This window comes from Roseomonas sp. AR75 (genome assembly GCF_005222815.1).
Taxonomy (GTDB): Bacteria; Pseudomonadota; Alphaproteobacteria; order Acetobacterales; family Acetobacteraceae; genus Falsiroseomonas.
Map to the genome: position 1 here is coordinate 829076 of NZ_STGB01000005.1, position 16478 is coordinate 845553.

Sequence of the window (16478 nt, forward strand, 5' to 3'; positions counted from 1 at the left end):
CGCCTTTGCCCTCGCCGGCCTACGAAACGTGCCATGCTGCGCCGGACGCCCATGACGATGGCAGCCGACGCAGCGCCCCCGGAAGGCGATTCCCAGACGACCGGTGCGACCCCGGTCTTCGTCGCGCGCGGGTTGTGCAAGAGCTACGGCAGCGGCGACGCCACGGTGCACGCGCTGCGTGACCTCGACCTCGACATCCTGCAGGGCGAGTTCGTCGTTCTGCTCGGACCCTCGGGTTCCGGCAAGTCCACGCTGCTGAACATCCTCGGCGGGCTCGACGCCCCGACCACCGGCCGCGCCGCCTGGCGGGATCATGAGCTGACCGGAGCCGACGAGGCGGCGCTGACCGCCTACCGCCGCGACCATGTCGGCTTCGTGTTCCAGTTCTACAACCTGATCCCCAGCCTCACCGCCCTCGAGAATGTCGAACTGGTCGCCGAGATCGCGCGCGACCCCATGCGACCGGAGGAGGCGCTCGCACTGGTCGGGCTATCGCACCGGCTCGACCATTTCCCGGGCCAGCTTTCCGGTGGCGAGCAGCAGCGCGTCGCGGTGGCGCGCGCCATCGTCAAGCGCCCCGACGCCCTGCTCTGCGACGAGCCGACCGGCGCGCTCGACGTCGAGACGGGCAAGCTGGTGCTCTCGGCGATCGCGCGGGCGAACCGCGAGGTCGGCGCGACGACCGTTGTCATCACCCACAATGCCGCGATCGCCGGCATGGCGGACCGGGTGCTGCGCATGGGCGGCGGGCGCATCGTCGCGATCGAGACGAACACGCGGCGCCTGGCGCCCGAGGAGCTGGTCTGGTGAGCGTGCTGGACCGCAAGCTGCTCCGCGACCTCTGGGCGCTGCGCGGCCAGGTCCTGACCATCGCTCTGCTGGTCGGCGCCGGCGTCGCCGTACTGGTCATGTCGGTGAGCAGCTTCCTCTCGCTCCGCGGCGCGCAGGAGGCCTTCTACGCCGAGAGCCGCTTTGCCGAGGTCTTCGCCGAGGTGAAGCGGGCGCCACGCACGCTGCTGGCACGAATCGCCGAGATCCCGGGCGTGGCGGTGGCGGAAGGGCGCGCAGGCGGCGAGGCCCGCGTGGACTGGCCGGGCGCCGAGGTGCCCGTCGCCGGCCGCGTCCTGTCCCTACCGACCAGTGGGGAACAGCCGGCGCTGAACCGGCTGCGGCTGATCGCCGGCCGCCTGCCGGAACCGACCCGGCATGACGAGGCGGTGATCCATGCCGCCTTCGCCGAGGCGTGGCAGGTCCGCCCCGGCGACGAGATCGCTGTCATCCTGAACGGAAGGCGCGAACGCTTCCGCATTGCCGGCATCGCCCATTCGCCGGAATTCGTCTTCACGTCCCGCCCGGGCAGCCCGCTGCCCGACGACCGCGGCTTCGTCGTGCTCTGGGCAAATGAGGAGGCGGTGGCGCGTGCCTTCGACATGCAGGGCGCCTTCAGCGAGGCGGTGCTGACCCTCGCCCCCGGCGCCTCCGAACCCGCGGTGATCGCCGAGCTGGACAGCCTTCTGCTGCCCTGGGGCGGGCGCGGCGCCTACGGACGGCGCGACCAGCCCTCCCATCGCTTCCTGGAGGACGAACTGGCCGAGCAGCGCACGCTGGCGGTGACCGTGCCGCTGGTCTTCTTCGGCATCGCAGCCTTCCTGCTGAACGTCGTGCTCGGCCGGATGGTGGAGGCGCAGCGCGAGCAGGTCGCGGCGCTGAAGGCGCTCGGCTACCCGTCATTCCCGATCGCAATGCACCACGCGAAGTTCGTGGCGGTGATCTGCCTGCTGGGTTCCGCACTCGGCATCGCGGCAGGCGCCTGGATGGGGGCGGGCATGCTCGGCAACTACCGGCCCTTCTTCCGCTTCCCGGAGATGGCCTACCTGCTGCCACCCTGGCTGCCGCTGCTCGCGGCCGCGGCGAGCTTCGCGGTCGCGCTGCTCGGGGTCCTCGCCGCGCTCCGGCGGATCCTGCGCCAGCCCGCCGCCGAGGGGCTGCGCCCTGCGCGGCCGACCGCCTTCGGCGGCGGTGCGCTCGGCCGCGTGGGACGACGGCTCGGCGCCGCAGCCAAGGTTCCGCTGCGCGGGCTGCTCGGCCGCCCGCTGCGCACAGCGCTGACCGTGCTCGGCATCGCGCTCGCGGTGCCGATGGTGGTGCTCGGACTGTTCTGGTGGGACGCGATGGACAGCATGGTCGAGCTGCAATTCGACCGCATCGAGCGCGGCGACGCCTTCGTGGCGCTCACCGACCCACGCCCCTCTCGCGCCGTGCGCGAGATGGCGCGCCTGCCCGGCGTGCTGGCGGCGGAGGGGCAGCGCATCGTGCCAGTCCGGCTGCGCGCGGCACAGCGCAGCCGTCTGCTCGCCGTCACCGGCCTGCCAGAAAGCGCGGAGCTGCGCGTGCCGCGTGACGCAGACCTCCGCCCCGTGCCGATCCCGCAGGACGGCCTGGCCCTCAGCCGGCGCCTGGCCGAGCGGCTCGGCGTGCGCGCGGGCGACACCGTGCAGGTCGAGGTGCTGGAAGGCGCCCGCCGCGTGCACGACCTGCCGGTCGCCGCGCTGGTCGAGGACATCATCGGCTACACCGCGCTGATGGAGATCGGCGCGCTGAACCGCCTGATGCGCGAGGACGACCTCGTCTCCCATGTCGCGCTGCGCGTGGACCCGCTGGCGGCCGAGGCGCTGTGGCGGCAGCTCGCGGAGCGCCCGCGCGTCGCGGCGACCAACGTGAAAGCGGTGTGGCTGCGTGTCTTCGACGAAGTCATCGCCGGGCTGGTCCTGACCAGCGCCGTCACGCTCACCGGCTTCGGCGTGATCATCGCGGTGGGCGTCGTCTACAACAGCGCCCGCGTCGCGCTGCAGGAGCGGGGTTGGGAGATGGCGAGCCTCCGTGTCCTCGGCTTCACGCGGCAGGAGGTATCGCGCATCCTGCTCGCGGAACTGGCGCTGGCAGTGCTGGTGGCGGTGCCGCTCGGGCTGCTGCTGGCGCAGTGGATCGTCGCGCTGATCCTGGGTGCGCGGGACAACGAAAGCTTCGACGTGCCGGCCGTGATCAGCAGCACGACATTCGCGGCGGCGGCGCTGGTCGTGCTCGGCGCGGCGTTCGCCAGCGCGGTGGTGGTGCGGCGGCGGATCGACCGGCTCGACCTGGTTGCCGCCCTGAAGGCGAGGGACTGAAGCATGAACCGGCACGTCCGCCGGGCGCTGGTTGCCGCGGCCGTCCTTCTGGCGGCTGGCGCTGCATTCCTCGCCTTTCGGCCGCGACCGATTCTGGTCGAGACCGAGCTTGTCACCCGCGGCCGCTTCGAGGCGGTGGTGGAGGAGGACGGGCGGACGCGGGTGCGGGACCGCTACGTCGTCTCCGCCCCCGTCGCCGGACGGGTACTGCGGATCGGCGTGCGCGCCGGCGATACGATCGGGCGTGGCGACCTGGTCGCGGAGATCGTTGCAGCGCCCTCGGCCCTGCTCAGCCCGCGCGCGCGGCGCGAGGCCGAGGAGCGCGTCGGCGCGGCGGAGGCCATGTTGCAGCAGGCTGGCGTCCTGGTGGAGCGCGCCGCCGCCCAGCAGGCCCAGGCGGAGGCGGATGCCGCCCGGGTCCGCGCCCTGCACGCGCGAGGCGCGGCGCCGCTTCAACAGCTGGAGCGTGCGGAGCTGGCCGAGCGCACGGCCGCGCGTGACATGCTGGCGGCGGAGCGGCGCAGGCACGCCGCCGAGCACGAGTTGGACCAGGCGCGTGCGCTGCTCGCATCGGCTGACGCGCAGCAGGGTAGCCTGGAGCGCCATGAGGTGCGCGCGCCCGTGGCCGGCCGCGTGCTGCGCGTGCTGCAGGAGAGCGAGGCGGTGGTCGCCTCCGGCGCGCCGCTGCTCGAACTCGGCGACCCGGCCGACCTGGAAGTGGTGGTGGATGTCCTCACCGCCGAGGCGGTCGGCATCCGCCCCGGCGCGCCCGTGACGATCGAGCGGTGGGGCGGGCCCGTTCCGCTGGAAGGCCGCGTCCGGCGGGTCGAGCCTGGCGCCTTCACCCGGGTCTCGGCGCTCGGCGTCGAGGAGCAGCGGGTGTGGGTGGTGGTCGACCTCATCAGCCCCCGAGAGCGGTGGGGCGCGCTTGGCGACGGGTTCCGCGTGGATGCGCGTATCACGGTGGAGGCAATCGAGGACGCCGTGTTGGTGCCGGTCAGCGCGCTGTTCCGGCGGGGTGCCGGCTGGGCGGTGTTCGTGGTGCAGGGCGGCACGGCGCGCGAGCGTCGGGTCGAGGTGGTGCGCCGCGCGGCGCGCAGCGCCATGATCTCCGGCGGCCTGATGGCGGGCGAGACCGTCGTTCTGTTTCCGCCGAGCACGCTGCGCGACGGCGTCCGCGTTGGCGGCACAAGGTAAGCCGTCGGCCAAGGTTCGAACGCGGATGCGCCACTCCGGCAAGCGCCACTTCTGGCGGGTGGCTCTTGATCCTGGTGGGGCACCAGGGCTCCAACGCGTCGTCGCACCCGCCCTGTGATCGTTACGGACACACTTTGTCATAAGCCTGCGCGGCACCGTCGCACACGTGGCGGCATGGAGGATGCTTCCAGGAGCCCTGCATGCCTCTTCGTTCCTCCCTGAGCCAGCTGCCGGCAGCACGGCGACTTGTCGCCCTCGGTCTGCTCGCCCTGCTCCTCCTCCACCGGCCTGCCGCCGCGCACGAAGGGCACGACCACGGCGCAGCACCCGAGCCGGTTGCTGCTGCGCTGCCACGGGCCGAAGCCCACGGCGACCTGTTCGAGATCGTCGCGATCCTGCAGCCGGGCGGCGCGTTGACCGTCACGCTCGACCGCTACGCCGACAACAGCCCCCTGGATGGCTCTGTCACCCTGACCCTCGCTGGCCAGGAGGTTGCCGCCGAGCGCCAAGGTTGGTGGCGATGACCGCGCCGGCGGATGGTTCGGTCGGCCCGATGGAACTGCGCGACCTGGCCGACTGGGTAATGCGCCCGCGGCTGCTCACCATCCCCGGCATCTCCCAGGTCATCCCGATCGGCCGGGAGGTCCGGCAGTTCCGCGTCATGCCCGACCGGCATTGTCAGGGCGCGGCGGCTCTCGCGGGCTGTGATGCGCAACATCCGGCAGAACCTGTTCTTCGCCTTTGCCTACAACGCGGCGGGCGTGCCAATCGCGGCGGGCGTGCTGTATCCCTTCTTCGGCATTCTTCTCTCGCCTCTCATCGCGGCGGCGGCCATGGCGCTGTCCTCGGTGAGCGTGGTTGGTAATGCATTGAGGCTACGCAGGGCTCGCTTACAGTGATTGCAACGGGGTGCAGGTGCATGCTGTCGCCGCTGTCGAACCTGATCTACCGTCATCTCTTTCTGGCCCAGGTGCTCTCGCTGCTCGGCACCGGCCTCGCGACCGTCGCACTCGGCCTGCTGGCCTATCAACTGGCGGGCGCCGATGCCGGCGTGGTGCTGGGCACGGCGCTGGCGATCAAGATGATCGCCTATGTCGGCATCGCGCCCGTCGCCGGCGCTTTCGTCCACCTGGTGCCGCGGCGCAGCCTGCTGGTCGCTCTCGACGTGCTGCGGGCCGCCGTCGCGGTCTGCCTGCCCTTCGTCACCGAGGTCTGGCAGGTCTATCTCCTCATCTTCCTGCTGCAATCGGGCTCCGCCGCCTTCACGCCGACCTTCCAGGCGACCATCCCCGACATACTGCCGGACGAGGCGGAGTACACGAAGGCGCTTTCCCTCTCGCGGCTGGCCTACGACCTCGAGGCGCTGGCAAGCCCCGCGATCGCCGCGGCCCTGCTCGGCATGATCGGGTTCCACTGGTTGTTCGGGCTGAACGCGCTCGGCTTCCTCGCCTCGGCGGCGCTGGTGCTCTCCGTCGTGCTGCCCTCGCCCGAGCCGCCGACGACCTCCGTGGGCGCGTGGCGCCGCACGACGCGCGGAGCGCGCATCTATCTCGCGACTCCACGGCTGCGCGGGCTGCTGGCTCTGAACCTCTCCGTGGCCGCCGCCGGCGCGATGGTGATCGTGAACACCGTGGTGCTGGTGCGGGCGGGCTTCGGCCTTGGGGAAAGAGAGGTGGCGTGGACGCTGGCGGCCTATGGCCTGGGCTCCATGGCCGCGGCGCTCATCCTGCCACGCCTGCTCGGCGAGCGCGTGACGGACCGCATGGCAATGCTGGCCGGCGCCGCGCTGCTGGTCGGTGGGCTGCTGTTGGCGACACTGGTGCCGTCCTGGCCAGCATTGCTGCCGGTCTGGGCGCTGCTCGGCCTGGGCAACGGGCTCGTGCTGACGCCGAGCGGACGGCTTCTCAGGCGTTCCGCGCATGCCGGCGACCGGCCGGCGCTGTTCGCCGCGCAGTTCGCGCTGAGCCATGCATGCTGGCTGTTGACCTATCCGCTCGCCGGCAGCCTCGGCGCGACGATCGGGCTCGGGCCAACCTGCCTGGTGCTGGCCGTGCTGGCGGTGGTGGGGCTCGTCGCGGCGGCGGCGCTCTGGCCGCGGCATGACCCGGAGGAGATCGAGCACGACCATGCTGGCCTGCCTGCGGAGCACCCTCACCGCGCGAACGACCACCGGCCGGTCCCGACCGGGCCGGACAGCCTCCGCCACCGTCATGCCTTCGTGATCGACGAGCTGCACCCGAAGTGGCCGCGCTGATCCCTTGATGCGGGTGATGGCGAGGACAAGGTGACCAGCGAAGCCTTTGGCCTCCTGGCCACGCAGGCGCGCGCCGACATGCTGCCCTTCACCACCGCGCAGGTCTTCGCGCTTTTCGCCTCCGGCAACGCCGCAGTCGGGCCGGCGCTCCGCGCTTGGGGAGCGATGGTTCGACCTGCCAGCCGCGTAGGCGCGGCAGGCTGAACGCGCCTGTCATGGAAGCTTCACTGGTTCGGCCGCACGATTCGATTATCTTCGAATCATGGAATCGTCCAGGGTTGCCTTCGCCTTTGCTGCACTGGGTCAGGAAACGCGCCTCGACCTGCTGCGCGTTCTGCTCGCGGCCGGGCCGAGCGGGCTCGCCGCCGGTGACGTCGCCGCGCGGCTCGGCGTGCCGCCCTCGACGCTGTCCTTCCACCTCCGCGCGCTCGACCAGGCAGGGCTGATCGCCGCGACCCGGCAGGGGCGCAGCCTGATCTACGCCGCGCAGGTGGACCGCCTGCGCGCCCTGCTGACCTTCCTCGCGGATGCCTGCTGCGACGGTGACCCGGCGCGGTGCGGCGATCTGCACCGTCTGTTCGACACCCCCAGGGAGACCGCCCGGATGACACCGGCGACCTTCAATGTCCTGTTCCTCTGCACGCGCAACTCGGCCCGGTCGATCATGGGCGAGGCGATCCTGAACGACATCGGGCAGGGTCGCTTCCGCGCCTTCTCGGCCGGTTCCGAGCCGCTGCCGGCAGGTCCGCTGCCCGAGGTCCTGGCGCAGCTCAAGGCGATGGGCCACGACGTCTCGGCACTGCGCTCGAAGTCCTGGGACGAGTTCACCGGACCCGATGCCCCGCGCATGGATTTCGTCATCGCCCTTTGCGACACGTTGAACCTGCAGGCCTGCCCGGATTTCGAAGGCACGCACGTCACCGCGGCCTGGCCGCTGCCGGATCCGGCGAAGTTCTCGGGGACCGCCACCGAGCGGGCGACGCTGCTGAACGAGCTCTACGCCGCCCTGCACCGGCGGCTGTCCATCTTCACCAGCCTCTCCTTCGGCGCGCTGGACCGCATGGCGATGAAGGCGCGCCTTGACGAATTGGCGCAGCCGCTCAACGCGGGAACCCGGGCATGAGGGTTGGCATCAACGGCATGGGCCGCATCGGGCGGCTCGCCCTGCGCGCGGCGATGGGCGCGGCGGAGCGGCCTGAGGACGACCCACGCGCTGGCAACCGGCTCGACGTGGTGCATGTCAACGAGATCAAGGGCGGCCCCATAGCGACGGCGCACCTGGTGGAATTCGACAGCGTCCAGGGACGCTGGCGGACAGCGATCGCGGCCGAAGGCGCCAGGGCGATCCGCATCGGCGGCACGCGGCTGGGTTTCAGCGAGCATGCCAGGCCTGGCGACATTCCCTGGGGCGACCTCGGTGTCGATATCGTGCTGGAATGCACCGGGAAGTTCCTCTCACCCGAGACGCTGCAGGGCCATCTCGACCGCGGCGCGAAGCGGGTGATCGTCGCCGCGCCGGTGAAGTTCGACAGCGTGCTCAACGTGGTCGTGGGCGTGAACGAGGGCCTCTACGACCCGGCGCGGCACCCGATCGTGACCGCGGCCTCCTGCACCACCAACTGCCTCGCGCCGGTGGTGAAGGTGGTGCATGAGGCCATCGGCATTCGCCACGGCCAGATCACCACCATCCACGACCCGACCAACACCAACGTGGTGGTGGATGCACCCCACAAGGACCTGCGGCGGGCACGGAGCGCCATGTTGTCGCTCCAGCCGACGACCACGGGGAGCGCGACCGCCATTGCGCTGATCTACCCCGAACTCAAGGGCAAGCTGAACGGCCATGCGGTGCGCGCGCCGGTCCTCAATGCTTCCCTCACCGACTGCGTCTTCGAGATGCAGCGACAGACGAGCGCGGAGGAGGTGAACGCGCTGTTCCAGGCCGCCGCTGCCGGCCCGCTCGCCGGCATCCTCGGCTACGAGGCGAGGCCGCTGGTCAGCGCGGACTACGCCCGCGACACACGCAGCTCCATCGTGGACGCGCCCTCCACCATGGTCACCGACGGCACGCTGCTGAAGGTCTATGCCTGGTACGACAACGAGATGGGCTATGCCTGCCGCATGGTCGACCTGGCCTGCCACATGCGCGAAGCGGGCATTTGAACCGGGATCTGACGGCATGAGCAGCAGCACCGCCGCAATCGCGTCGCACGGCACGCGCAACTACGTCATCGTCACGCTCGCCTACTGGGGCTTCACGCTGACTGACGGCGCGCTACGCATGCTGGTGCTGCTGCACTTCTTCCAACTCGGCTACTCGCCCTTCACGCTCGCCTTCCTGTTCCTGCTGTACGAGGCGGCGGGGATCGGAGCGAATCTGATCGGCGGATGGCTTGCCACCCGCTTCGGCATCGCGCGGATGCTGGCCGTCGGGCTCGGCACGCAGGTTGCAGGCTTCCTGATGCTCTCCGCCGTCTCGCCGGATTGGGCCGCGGCAGTCTCAGTGGCCTGGGTAGTGGCCGCGCAAGGCGTCTGCGGCGTCGCGAAGGACCTGACCAAGACCGCGAGCAAATCGGCGATCAAGCTGACGGCGGGCGACGCATCGGGGCGCCTGTTCCGCTGGGTGGCCTTCTTCACCGGCAGCAAGAACGCGATGAAGGGCGTGGGCTTCTTCCTCGGCGGCCTGCTGCTGGAGGCGCTGGGCTTCCGCGGGGCTCTCTGGGTGATGGCGGCGGCGCTGGCCCTGATCCTTGTCGGGGTGGTCCTGTCCCTGCCGCCACTGATGGGGAGGGCGAAGGCATCCAGATCGGCGAAGGAGCTCTTCGCCAAGAGCCGCGGCGTCAACCTGCTCGCCGTTGCCCGCTTCTTCCTGTTCGGGGCAAGAGATGTCTGGTTCGTCGTCGGGCTTCCGGTGTTCCTGTACGCGAGCGGCTGGACTTTCACCATGGTGGGCGGCTTCCTCGCCCTCTGGACCATCGGCTACGGCGTGATCCAGGCCGCTGCACCGGCGCTGGTACGGCGCAGCGAAGACGGGCTTTCGGCCGAAGTGCCGGCGGCGCGCGCCTGGTCTCTCGCGTTGGCGGCGGTGCCGGCAGTGCTCGCCATGATGATGGTGACCGGGGTGCCACGGGCGGACGTCTTCGTGCCGGTCGGGCTCTGCGTCTTTGGCCTGATGTTCGCGGTGAATTCCTCCATCCATTCCTATCTCGTGCTGGCCTATGCAGGCAGCGAGAAGGCAGCTGAGGATGTTGGGTTCTACTATGCCGCCAATGCCGCCGGCCGGTTTGGCGGTATCCTGCTGTCGGGGCTGCTTTATGGGTGGGGCGGACTGACGGCGTGCCTGACAAGCGCCGGTGCGATGCTCACGGTTTGCTGGGCCTTCACCCTGGCCTTCCCAAGCCACCGACCGCACGCGGCCGCGCCGTAACGCCAGGCACCGCTCTCCAGGGCATCAGGGAGGCAACAGTCCGAATCCGGCTGCCCCTCCGGCACGAAGCGGCAGCCATCGCCGGGCGCCCTCGGCGGCGCCCCAGGAAGGCAAGTCTCCCCCAGATCGGCGCGAAACCGCCCGGACCAGCATCAGACCACGACGATGTCCGACGCGCTCAACGCCGTACCGGCTGCGAAGAGCGCCACCGTGATCCGCGCCCCGGCGCCTGTACCATCCGCATCCCAGTAGAGCACGCCAAGCGGTTCCGACCACAGGAACTGGGCATGTGCCGCACTGGCCAGGGTGCCGCTGGCGAAGGCACCTTCCGCCAGCAGATCCTCCCCGGCGAACAGCCCGCCGCCGAACGCCGCGGCGCTGACCATGACCAGATCCTCTCCCGGCGTGAAATCGGCGATGATGTCGTAGCGATCCGGCACGGTGGCGAAGAGGAAGATGTCGGCCCCTGCCCCGCCGCTCATTTGGTCGCGGCCCGCGCCGCCATCCAGCGTGTCCGCACCCTCGCCGCCCATCAGCGTGTCGCCGCCCGCGTCGCCGAACACGCTGTCGTTCCCGGCCTCGCCGCTCATCACGTTGTTGCCGCGGGATCCAAGCATGACGTTGTCCAGCGCATTGCCGGTTGCCGCGGGACTGCCGCCGGTGAGCACCAGGTTCTCGACGCCATCGGCCATCAAGACCGTGACATTGGTGCGGATGGTGTCCAGGCCGGTGCCCACCTCCACGATCAGATCGCCCGCGCCGTAGACATAGACGTCGTCGCCATCGCCGCCGATCACCGTGTCGGCGCCGCCGAGGCCGTTGAAGGTGTCGGCGCCGTCGCCGCCGCTCAGCAGATTGGCGGCACCGTTGCCGGTCATCAGGCTGTCGAGCGCATTGCCGATGCCCTCGATGCTGGCGGCGCCCAGCATGGTGAGGTTCTCGACTCCCTCGGCGAGCGTGAAGGAGATTGCCGTCCGCACCGTGTCGATGCCACCGCCGGGCAGTTCAAGGATCGCGTCCGCAGGATCGTAGACCGCGTAGACATCGTTGCCCTCGCCGCCCACCAGGCTGTCGGCGCCGGGGCCGCTGATGAGCGTGTCGGCACCGCCAAGGCCGAGGATCGTGTCGTCTCCCGACGAGCCGTTGAGCCGATTTCCCGCCTCGTTGCCGACAAGCAGGTTGGCCAGCGCGTTGCCGGTGCCGCCGATCGCGGCATCGCCGGTCAGCACCAGCTCCTCCAAGTAGCTCTTCAGCGTCACGGTCACGCTGCTCAGCACGCGGTCGAAGCCGCCGGTCTTCGTCTCCACCACACGATCGAGCACATCGTCCACGATGTAGACGTCGTCGCCGAGACCGCCGAGCATGCTGTCCGCGCCCGCGCCACCATCCAGCGTGTCCGCACCGACATAGCCGAGCAGCGTGTCGGCACCGCCGAGGCCGCGGATCAGGTCGTCGGTTGCCGTGCCGAGGATGCTCTCGGCACCATCGGTGCCAACGATCCCTTCCTCCACGTCGAGCACCTGCACCGTCACATCCTGCGTTGCGACATGGCCGGCCAGGTCCGTCACCGCCACGCGCAGCGCCCAGGACGGCACCGTCTCGAAGTCGAGTGGCGCCGTGCTGCGCAGCTCCCACCCGCCGGCGACCGCGACGAGCTCGAAGGGCGAGGCGAGGTCGGGCGTGCCATCAGCCAGGACCAGCGAAGCGCTCAGCGCATCACCCGTGGCGAGGTCCGCATCCGTCGCGGCGACCAGCGCGACGATGCTGCCGGCCGGCGCGTTCTCGGCAAGCTGCAGCGTGGCCGGGTCGGCATCCTCGTCGGTGCCGGCCTCGGTGATGCCGGTGATGGCCGGGGCCGCGCCGAGCAGCCAGCCGGGCGGCGCCGCCAGGTCCACCTCCAGCAGCGACGGGCCGCTGCCGAAGCGCATCCGCTCCACATCCGCGGCGACAACCGCGGTGACGCCGGCATGCGTCACGCGCCATTCCCCGGTGACATCGTCATGGCCGAAGGCGTACTGGTCCACGTCGAGGTCGAAGACCGCAGTGTCGGTGCCCTCGCCGCCCCGCATCGTGTCGGCACCGCCGCCGCCGAGCAGCGCGTCGTTGCCGCCGGCGCCGTCGAGGTCGTCGTCGCCGCCCTGGCCGCGCAGCTCGTTGTCCGCGGCGTTACCCTTCAGCGTGTCCGCGCCGTCGCCGCCCCAGGCCGCCTCGATCCGCGTCTGCGTCACCGCGGTCAGCCCCGCGGTGATCGCGGCGACGACGTTGGAGCTGTCGGCCGTGAGCGTCACCTCCGCACCGCGCCCGAGCGCCGCCACCAGCGCCTGGTAGTCGGCGTCGAAGCCGCCGGCCACGGCAAAGATCGGGATGATGTTCGCCGCCTCGATCGCCAGCTTGAGCTGGGCGATGGCGGGATAGTCCTCGCCCGTGCCGGGCGGCGAGCCATCCAGCACGCCGTCGCCGTTGTTCGGCAGCGGGATGCCGGCGGCCAGGCCGTCGCCCGCGACGTGGTAGGACGCGTCGGTGAACAGCACCACGAAGCGCGCGGAGTTGGTGCGGAACCCGATATCGGTGATGTGCAGCGCAAGCTGCATCAGAGCCTCGATCTGCGCCTCCGACCCGTCCGCGCCGCCGCCCGCCACCATCGCCGTGTAGCTGGCGAGCAGCGCGGCCGAGTTGCTCGAAAGCACCGTCTCCTGCCGGTACACCCAGTCGCCGATGCTGCCGAAGGAGCCGAACGCCTTGTCGCGGAAGGAGGAGACGCCGTAGGTGCTGTTCGGCTGCACCGCCTGCAGCGCGCCCACGATCTGCGGCACCAGCGTGCGCACCGTCGCGATGTCATCGGCGAAGGAGCCGGTGAGGTCCTGCAGGAACTGCAGGTCCAGCGGGCCCGCCGCACTGCCGCCCTGGCCGAAGTCGCAGAGCTGGTCCTCGACCTCGCTCTGCGTGTCGCCGGAAAGGTCGATGTAGCTGTCGCCCGTGGCGTCGGAGGCGTCGATGGTGTCCTCGCCGAGGAAGTCCTCGATATGCGCCTTGCCGCCATGCACCTCGAAGCGGTCATTGCCCGAGCCGCCCGAGAGCGTATCGGCGCCGGATCGGCTCACCAGCACGTCGTCGCCATCGCCGCCGAGCGCGACGTCGTCGCCCTCGCCGCCATCGAGCGAGTCGTCGCCGGTATTGCCGCTCAGCGTGTTGTTCTCGGCATTGCCGGTCAGCGCATGGCCGGAGCCGAGCAGCTGCACGCCCTCGATCCCCTCGCCCAGCGTCCAGTCGGCGGAGACGACGACGGTATCGAAGCCGCCGCCCGGCAGCTCGATCACGACATCGCCGGGATCGGTGATGAAATAGGTGTCGTCGCCGTCCCCGCCCGCCATGGTGTCGGCGCCCGCGCCGCCTTCCAGCGTATCGGCGCCGCCAAGGCCCTCGAGCGAGTCATCGCCGATCCCGCCGATCAGGCGGTTGTCGCCCTCGTTGCCGGTGCCGTGATGCGCGCCGCCTTCCAGCGCCAGCGCCTCGATGTCGCCGGTCAGCGTGGTGTCGAAGGCGGCGAAGACGGTGTCGGCGCCGCCGCCCGCGGCTTCCACGATCACGTCGCCCGCGCTGTCCACGTGATAGGCGTCGTTGCCGCCGCCGCCGGTCAGCGTGTCCGCGCCCGCGCCGCCGTCCAGCGTATCGCCGCCAGCCGTGCCGGTGATCGCGTTGTCGCCGGCATTGCCGGTGCCGGTGAGCCCGCTGCCGGTCAGCACCAGGTCTTCCAGCGAGTCGGCCAGGGTGTAGCTGACGGCGCTGCGCACCAGGTCATGGCCGCCCGCGGCGTCCTCCACGATCACGTCGGCGGCGTTGTCCACGACATAGACGTCGTCGCCGCCGCCGCCGCGCAGCGTGTCGCCGTTGGCGCCGCCATCCAGCGTGTCCGCGCCCACGGTGCCGGCGATGTCGTTCTGCAGCGCGTTGCCCGTGCCCTTGTGGCCGGGTGCGGTGAGGACCAGCGCCTCCACCTCCGTCCCGAGCGTGAAATCCACCGAGGACATCACCGTGTCCGCGCCGCCGCCGGCCAGCTCGATCGCGCGATCGAGCACGTCGTCCACGATGTAGAGGTCGTCGCCGCCGCCGCCGGCCATGCTGTCGGCGCCGGCGCCGCCCTCCAGCCGGTCGTTGCCGCCATTGCCGACCAGGCTGTCGCCGCCGCCGAGGCCATACAGGCTGTCGTCGCCGGTGCCGCCGACCAGGGTGTTGGCGCCGTCATGGCCGCTGCCCGCATGCGCGCCGCCGGCCAGCACCAGCACTTCGAGATTCGCGCCGAGCGCGGTCTCGATGCTCGCCACCACGGTGTCGGCGCCCGCGCCCGCCGCTTCCGTGATGAGATCGCCGGCATTGTCCACCGCATAGGCGTCGTTGCCGCCGCCGCCGGCCATGCTGTCCGCGCCGGTGCCGCCATCCAGGCTGTCGTTGCCGGCATCGCCGGCGAGCGTGTCGGCGCCCTCCGCGCCCTTCAGCGTGTCGGCGCCGGTGCTGCCCAGCAGCAGGTTGTCGCCGGCATTGCCGGTGCCGACCCGCCCCGCGACGGTCAGCCGCAGCGCCTCCGCCTCGGCGCCCAGCGTGTAGCTGACGCTGGCATGGACCGTATCGGCGCCGCCGCCCGCCTCTTCCAGCACCACGTCGCCGGCGACGTCCACGTAGTAGACGTCGTCGCCCGCGCCGCCGCGCATCGTGTCGGCACCCGCCCCGCCATCGAGCAGGTCGTTGCCGCCGCCCGCGTCGATCGAATCCGCGCCGGCGAAGGCGTAGATGCTGTCGTCGCCCTCGCCCACCAGGTGCCGGCTGCCGCTGCCCGCGCCGAGCAGGTCGTCGCCATTGGTGCCGTAGACGTTGTCGTCGGGCTGCCAGCTGCCCGGCGCATACAGGACGCTGACTCGCTCCAGCGACAGACCGGGCGAGCCGATGACCAGATCCGCCGCGCTGTCGCCGTCGAGGTCGGGCGCGACGGCCACGCTGCTGCCGGTGTAGCTGCCGGCGCTGCCCACCACCTTCGCGCCGCCCGCGCCCTGCGCGATCATGGCGAGGTCCACCGTGCCCTGGCCGCCGCCCCACACCACGTAGACCGCGCCCGCGTTGAAGCCGCCCTCCGCGTTGTGGGACGCGCCGATGACGATGTCGTTGATGCCGTCGCGGTTGAGGTCGCCGCCGCCGGCGACGGCGATGTTGTCGAGGTCGCCCCAGGATTCCGGCAGGATGGCGAAGCCGCCGATCCCGTCGGCCACGTCGAGCAGCGAGACCTCGGCGGTATCCGCCTTGCCGAACACCACATAGGCCAGGCCGGTGCTGCCCAGCAGCATGTCGCCCAGGCCGTCGCCGTTGACGTCGCCGAGCGCGGCCAGGCTCATCCCCACCGCCTCGCCGGGGCTGATGCCGGTGATGCGATAGCCGCCGATGCCGGCGGCGACATTGGCGAGATCCACCGCGCTCGTCGTGCCCTTGCCGAACACGACATAGGCCGCGCCCGCGCCGCCATCGGCGCCGGGCGCGCCGACCAGGATCTCCGCCTTGCCGTCGCCGTTCAGGTCGCCGAGCGTCGCCAGCGCCGATCCCGCCGCCTCGCCTGTCACGCCGGTGATGCGATAGCCGCCCGTGCCCGCCGCGACATTGGCAAGGTCGACGCCCGCACGCGTGGCCTTGCCCCAGACCACATAAGCCGCGCCGCCATCGCTGCCGCCGGCGTCGTTGCCGGGGGCGCCCACGACGAGGTCGGCACGCCCGTCGCCGTTCAGGTCGGCGATACCCGCCACGGCGTAGCCCGCCATGTCACCGGCGGCCTCGCCGAACATGGCAAAGCCTTCATTCGAACCGGCGTCATCGAGGTCCTTGAGGTCGGTGCTGCCGGGGGCTGTCGGCGTGAAGAAGAGGTAGGCGACGCCGGAATCGGTCTCGCCGTTGCGGTCCGCTTCCGGCGCGCCGACCACCAGCTCCTGCAGGCCGTTGCCGTTCATGTCGCCGGTCGCCGCGACGGCGCTGCCGACATGATCGTCGGGGAAGGCGCCGTCGAGGCGGATGGAGGTGAGGTTGTCGCCGAGCTTGAAGGAGGAGCCGCCCGCGGCGCCGCCCATCTCGATATAGACGCGGCCGCCGCCGATCTCCTGGTCGCCGTTGCCAGGCACGCCGGTGACGATTTCCGCAACGCCGTCGCCGTCGATGTCGCCGATCGTCGTGACCCAGGAGGCCGAGGGGAAGCCCGTCGCGACATAGGCCATGTCGCCGGGCTCCTCCGGCGTCAGGACATAGCCGCCGCTGCCGGTCGCGCTGACAAGAAACACCTTCGTGGCCGGAAGCGGCATGCGGGCACCCTCCTCATGACGCGCGCGTAAGTTTTCCCCCGCTGGGGTCGCGTCGTCGCCCGCTTGCTAGCGCTGCAACCTGACGCCAAGCTGAAAGGGGAGAA

General features: G+C 71.1%; 9 protein-coding genes and 1 pseudogene. 9 read left to right on the plus strand and 1 reads right to left on the minus strand.

Going from position 1 to position 16478, the window contains the following annotated elements; all coding sequences use genetic code 11:
- The first annotated feature begins 33 nt into the window (after window positions 1-33).
- From E4T13_RS23395 to arsJ, 9 genes and pseudogenes are all read left to right on the plus strand, one after another.
- Entirely contained in the window at window positions 34-810 is a 777-nt protein-coding gene (locus tag E4T13_RS23395) for an ABC transporter ATP-binding protein (RefSeq protein ID WP_240791253.1), read from the plus strand.
- A complete protein-coding gene (locus E4T13_RS23400) occupies window positions 807-3167 on the plus strand; it encodes an ABC transporter permease (RefSeq protein ID WP_170985184.1) in 2361 nt (786 codons plus the stop codon). The genes E4T13_RS23395 and E4T13_RS23400 overlap by 4 nt, the downstream gene beginning before the upstream one ends.
- Before the next feature lie 3 nt (window positions 3168-3170).
- Window positions 3171-4364: an efflux RND transporter periplasmic adaptor subunit gene (locus E4T13_RS23405; RefSeq protein ID WP_137180744.1), complete on the plus strand. Its 1194-nt coding sequence runs from the start codon at window positions 3171-3173 to the stop codon at window positions 4362-4364.
- 200 nt (window positions 4365-4564) lie between these two features.
- Window positions 4565-4888: a hypothetical protein gene (locus E4T13_RS23410; RefSeq protein WP_137180745.1), complete on the plus strand. Its 324-nt coding sequence runs from the start codon at window positions 4565-4567 to the stop codon at window positions 4886-4888.
- A 147-nt stretch (window positions 4889-5035) separates the two neighbouring features.
- Window positions 5036-5263: pseudogene (locus E4T13_RS23415) on the plus strand (copper-transporting ATPase); the annotation flags it as partial.
- 20 nt (window positions 5264-5283) lie between these two features.
- Entirely contained in the window at window positions 5284-6618 is a 1335-nt protein-coding gene (locus E4T13_RS23420; protein WP_137180746.1) for an MFS transporter, read from the plus strand.
- 262 nt (window positions 6619-6880) lie between these two features.
- Window positions 6881-7741 carry a metalloregulator ArsR/SmtB family transcription factor gene (locus tag E4T13_RS23425; protein WP_137180747.1) on the plus strand — a complete coding sequence of 287 codons (861 nt, stop codon included), beginning with the start codon at window positions 6881-6883 and terminating at the stop codon, window positions 7739-7741.
- A complete protein-coding gene (locus E4T13_RS23430) occupies window positions 7738-8781 on the plus strand; it encodes an ArsJ-associated glyceraldehyde-3-phosphate dehydrogenase (protein WP_137180748.1) in 1044 nt (347 codons plus the stop codon). The genes E4T13_RS23425 and E4T13_RS23430 overlap by 4 nt, the downstream gene beginning before the upstream one ends.
- 16 nt (window positions 8782-8797) lie before the next feature.
- Window positions 8798-10045 carry an organoarsenical effux MFS transporter ArsJ gene (gene arsJ / locus E4T13_RS23435; RefSeq protein ID WP_137180749.1) on the plus strand — a complete coding sequence of 416 codons (1248 nt, stop codon included), beginning with the start codon at window positions 8798-8800 and terminating at the stop codon, window positions 10043-10045.
- 152 nt (window positions 10046-10197) lie between these two features.
- Here arsJ and E4T13_RS23440 read toward each other — a convergent pair whose 3' ends face one another.
- On the minus strand, window positions 10198-16374 hold the full coding sequence (locus tag E4T13_RS23440) for a cadherin domain-containing protein (protein WP_137180750.1): 6177 nt from the start codon (window positions 16372-16374) through the stop codon (window positions 10198-10200).
- Between the last annotated feature and the right edge of the window lie 104 nt (window positions 16375-16478).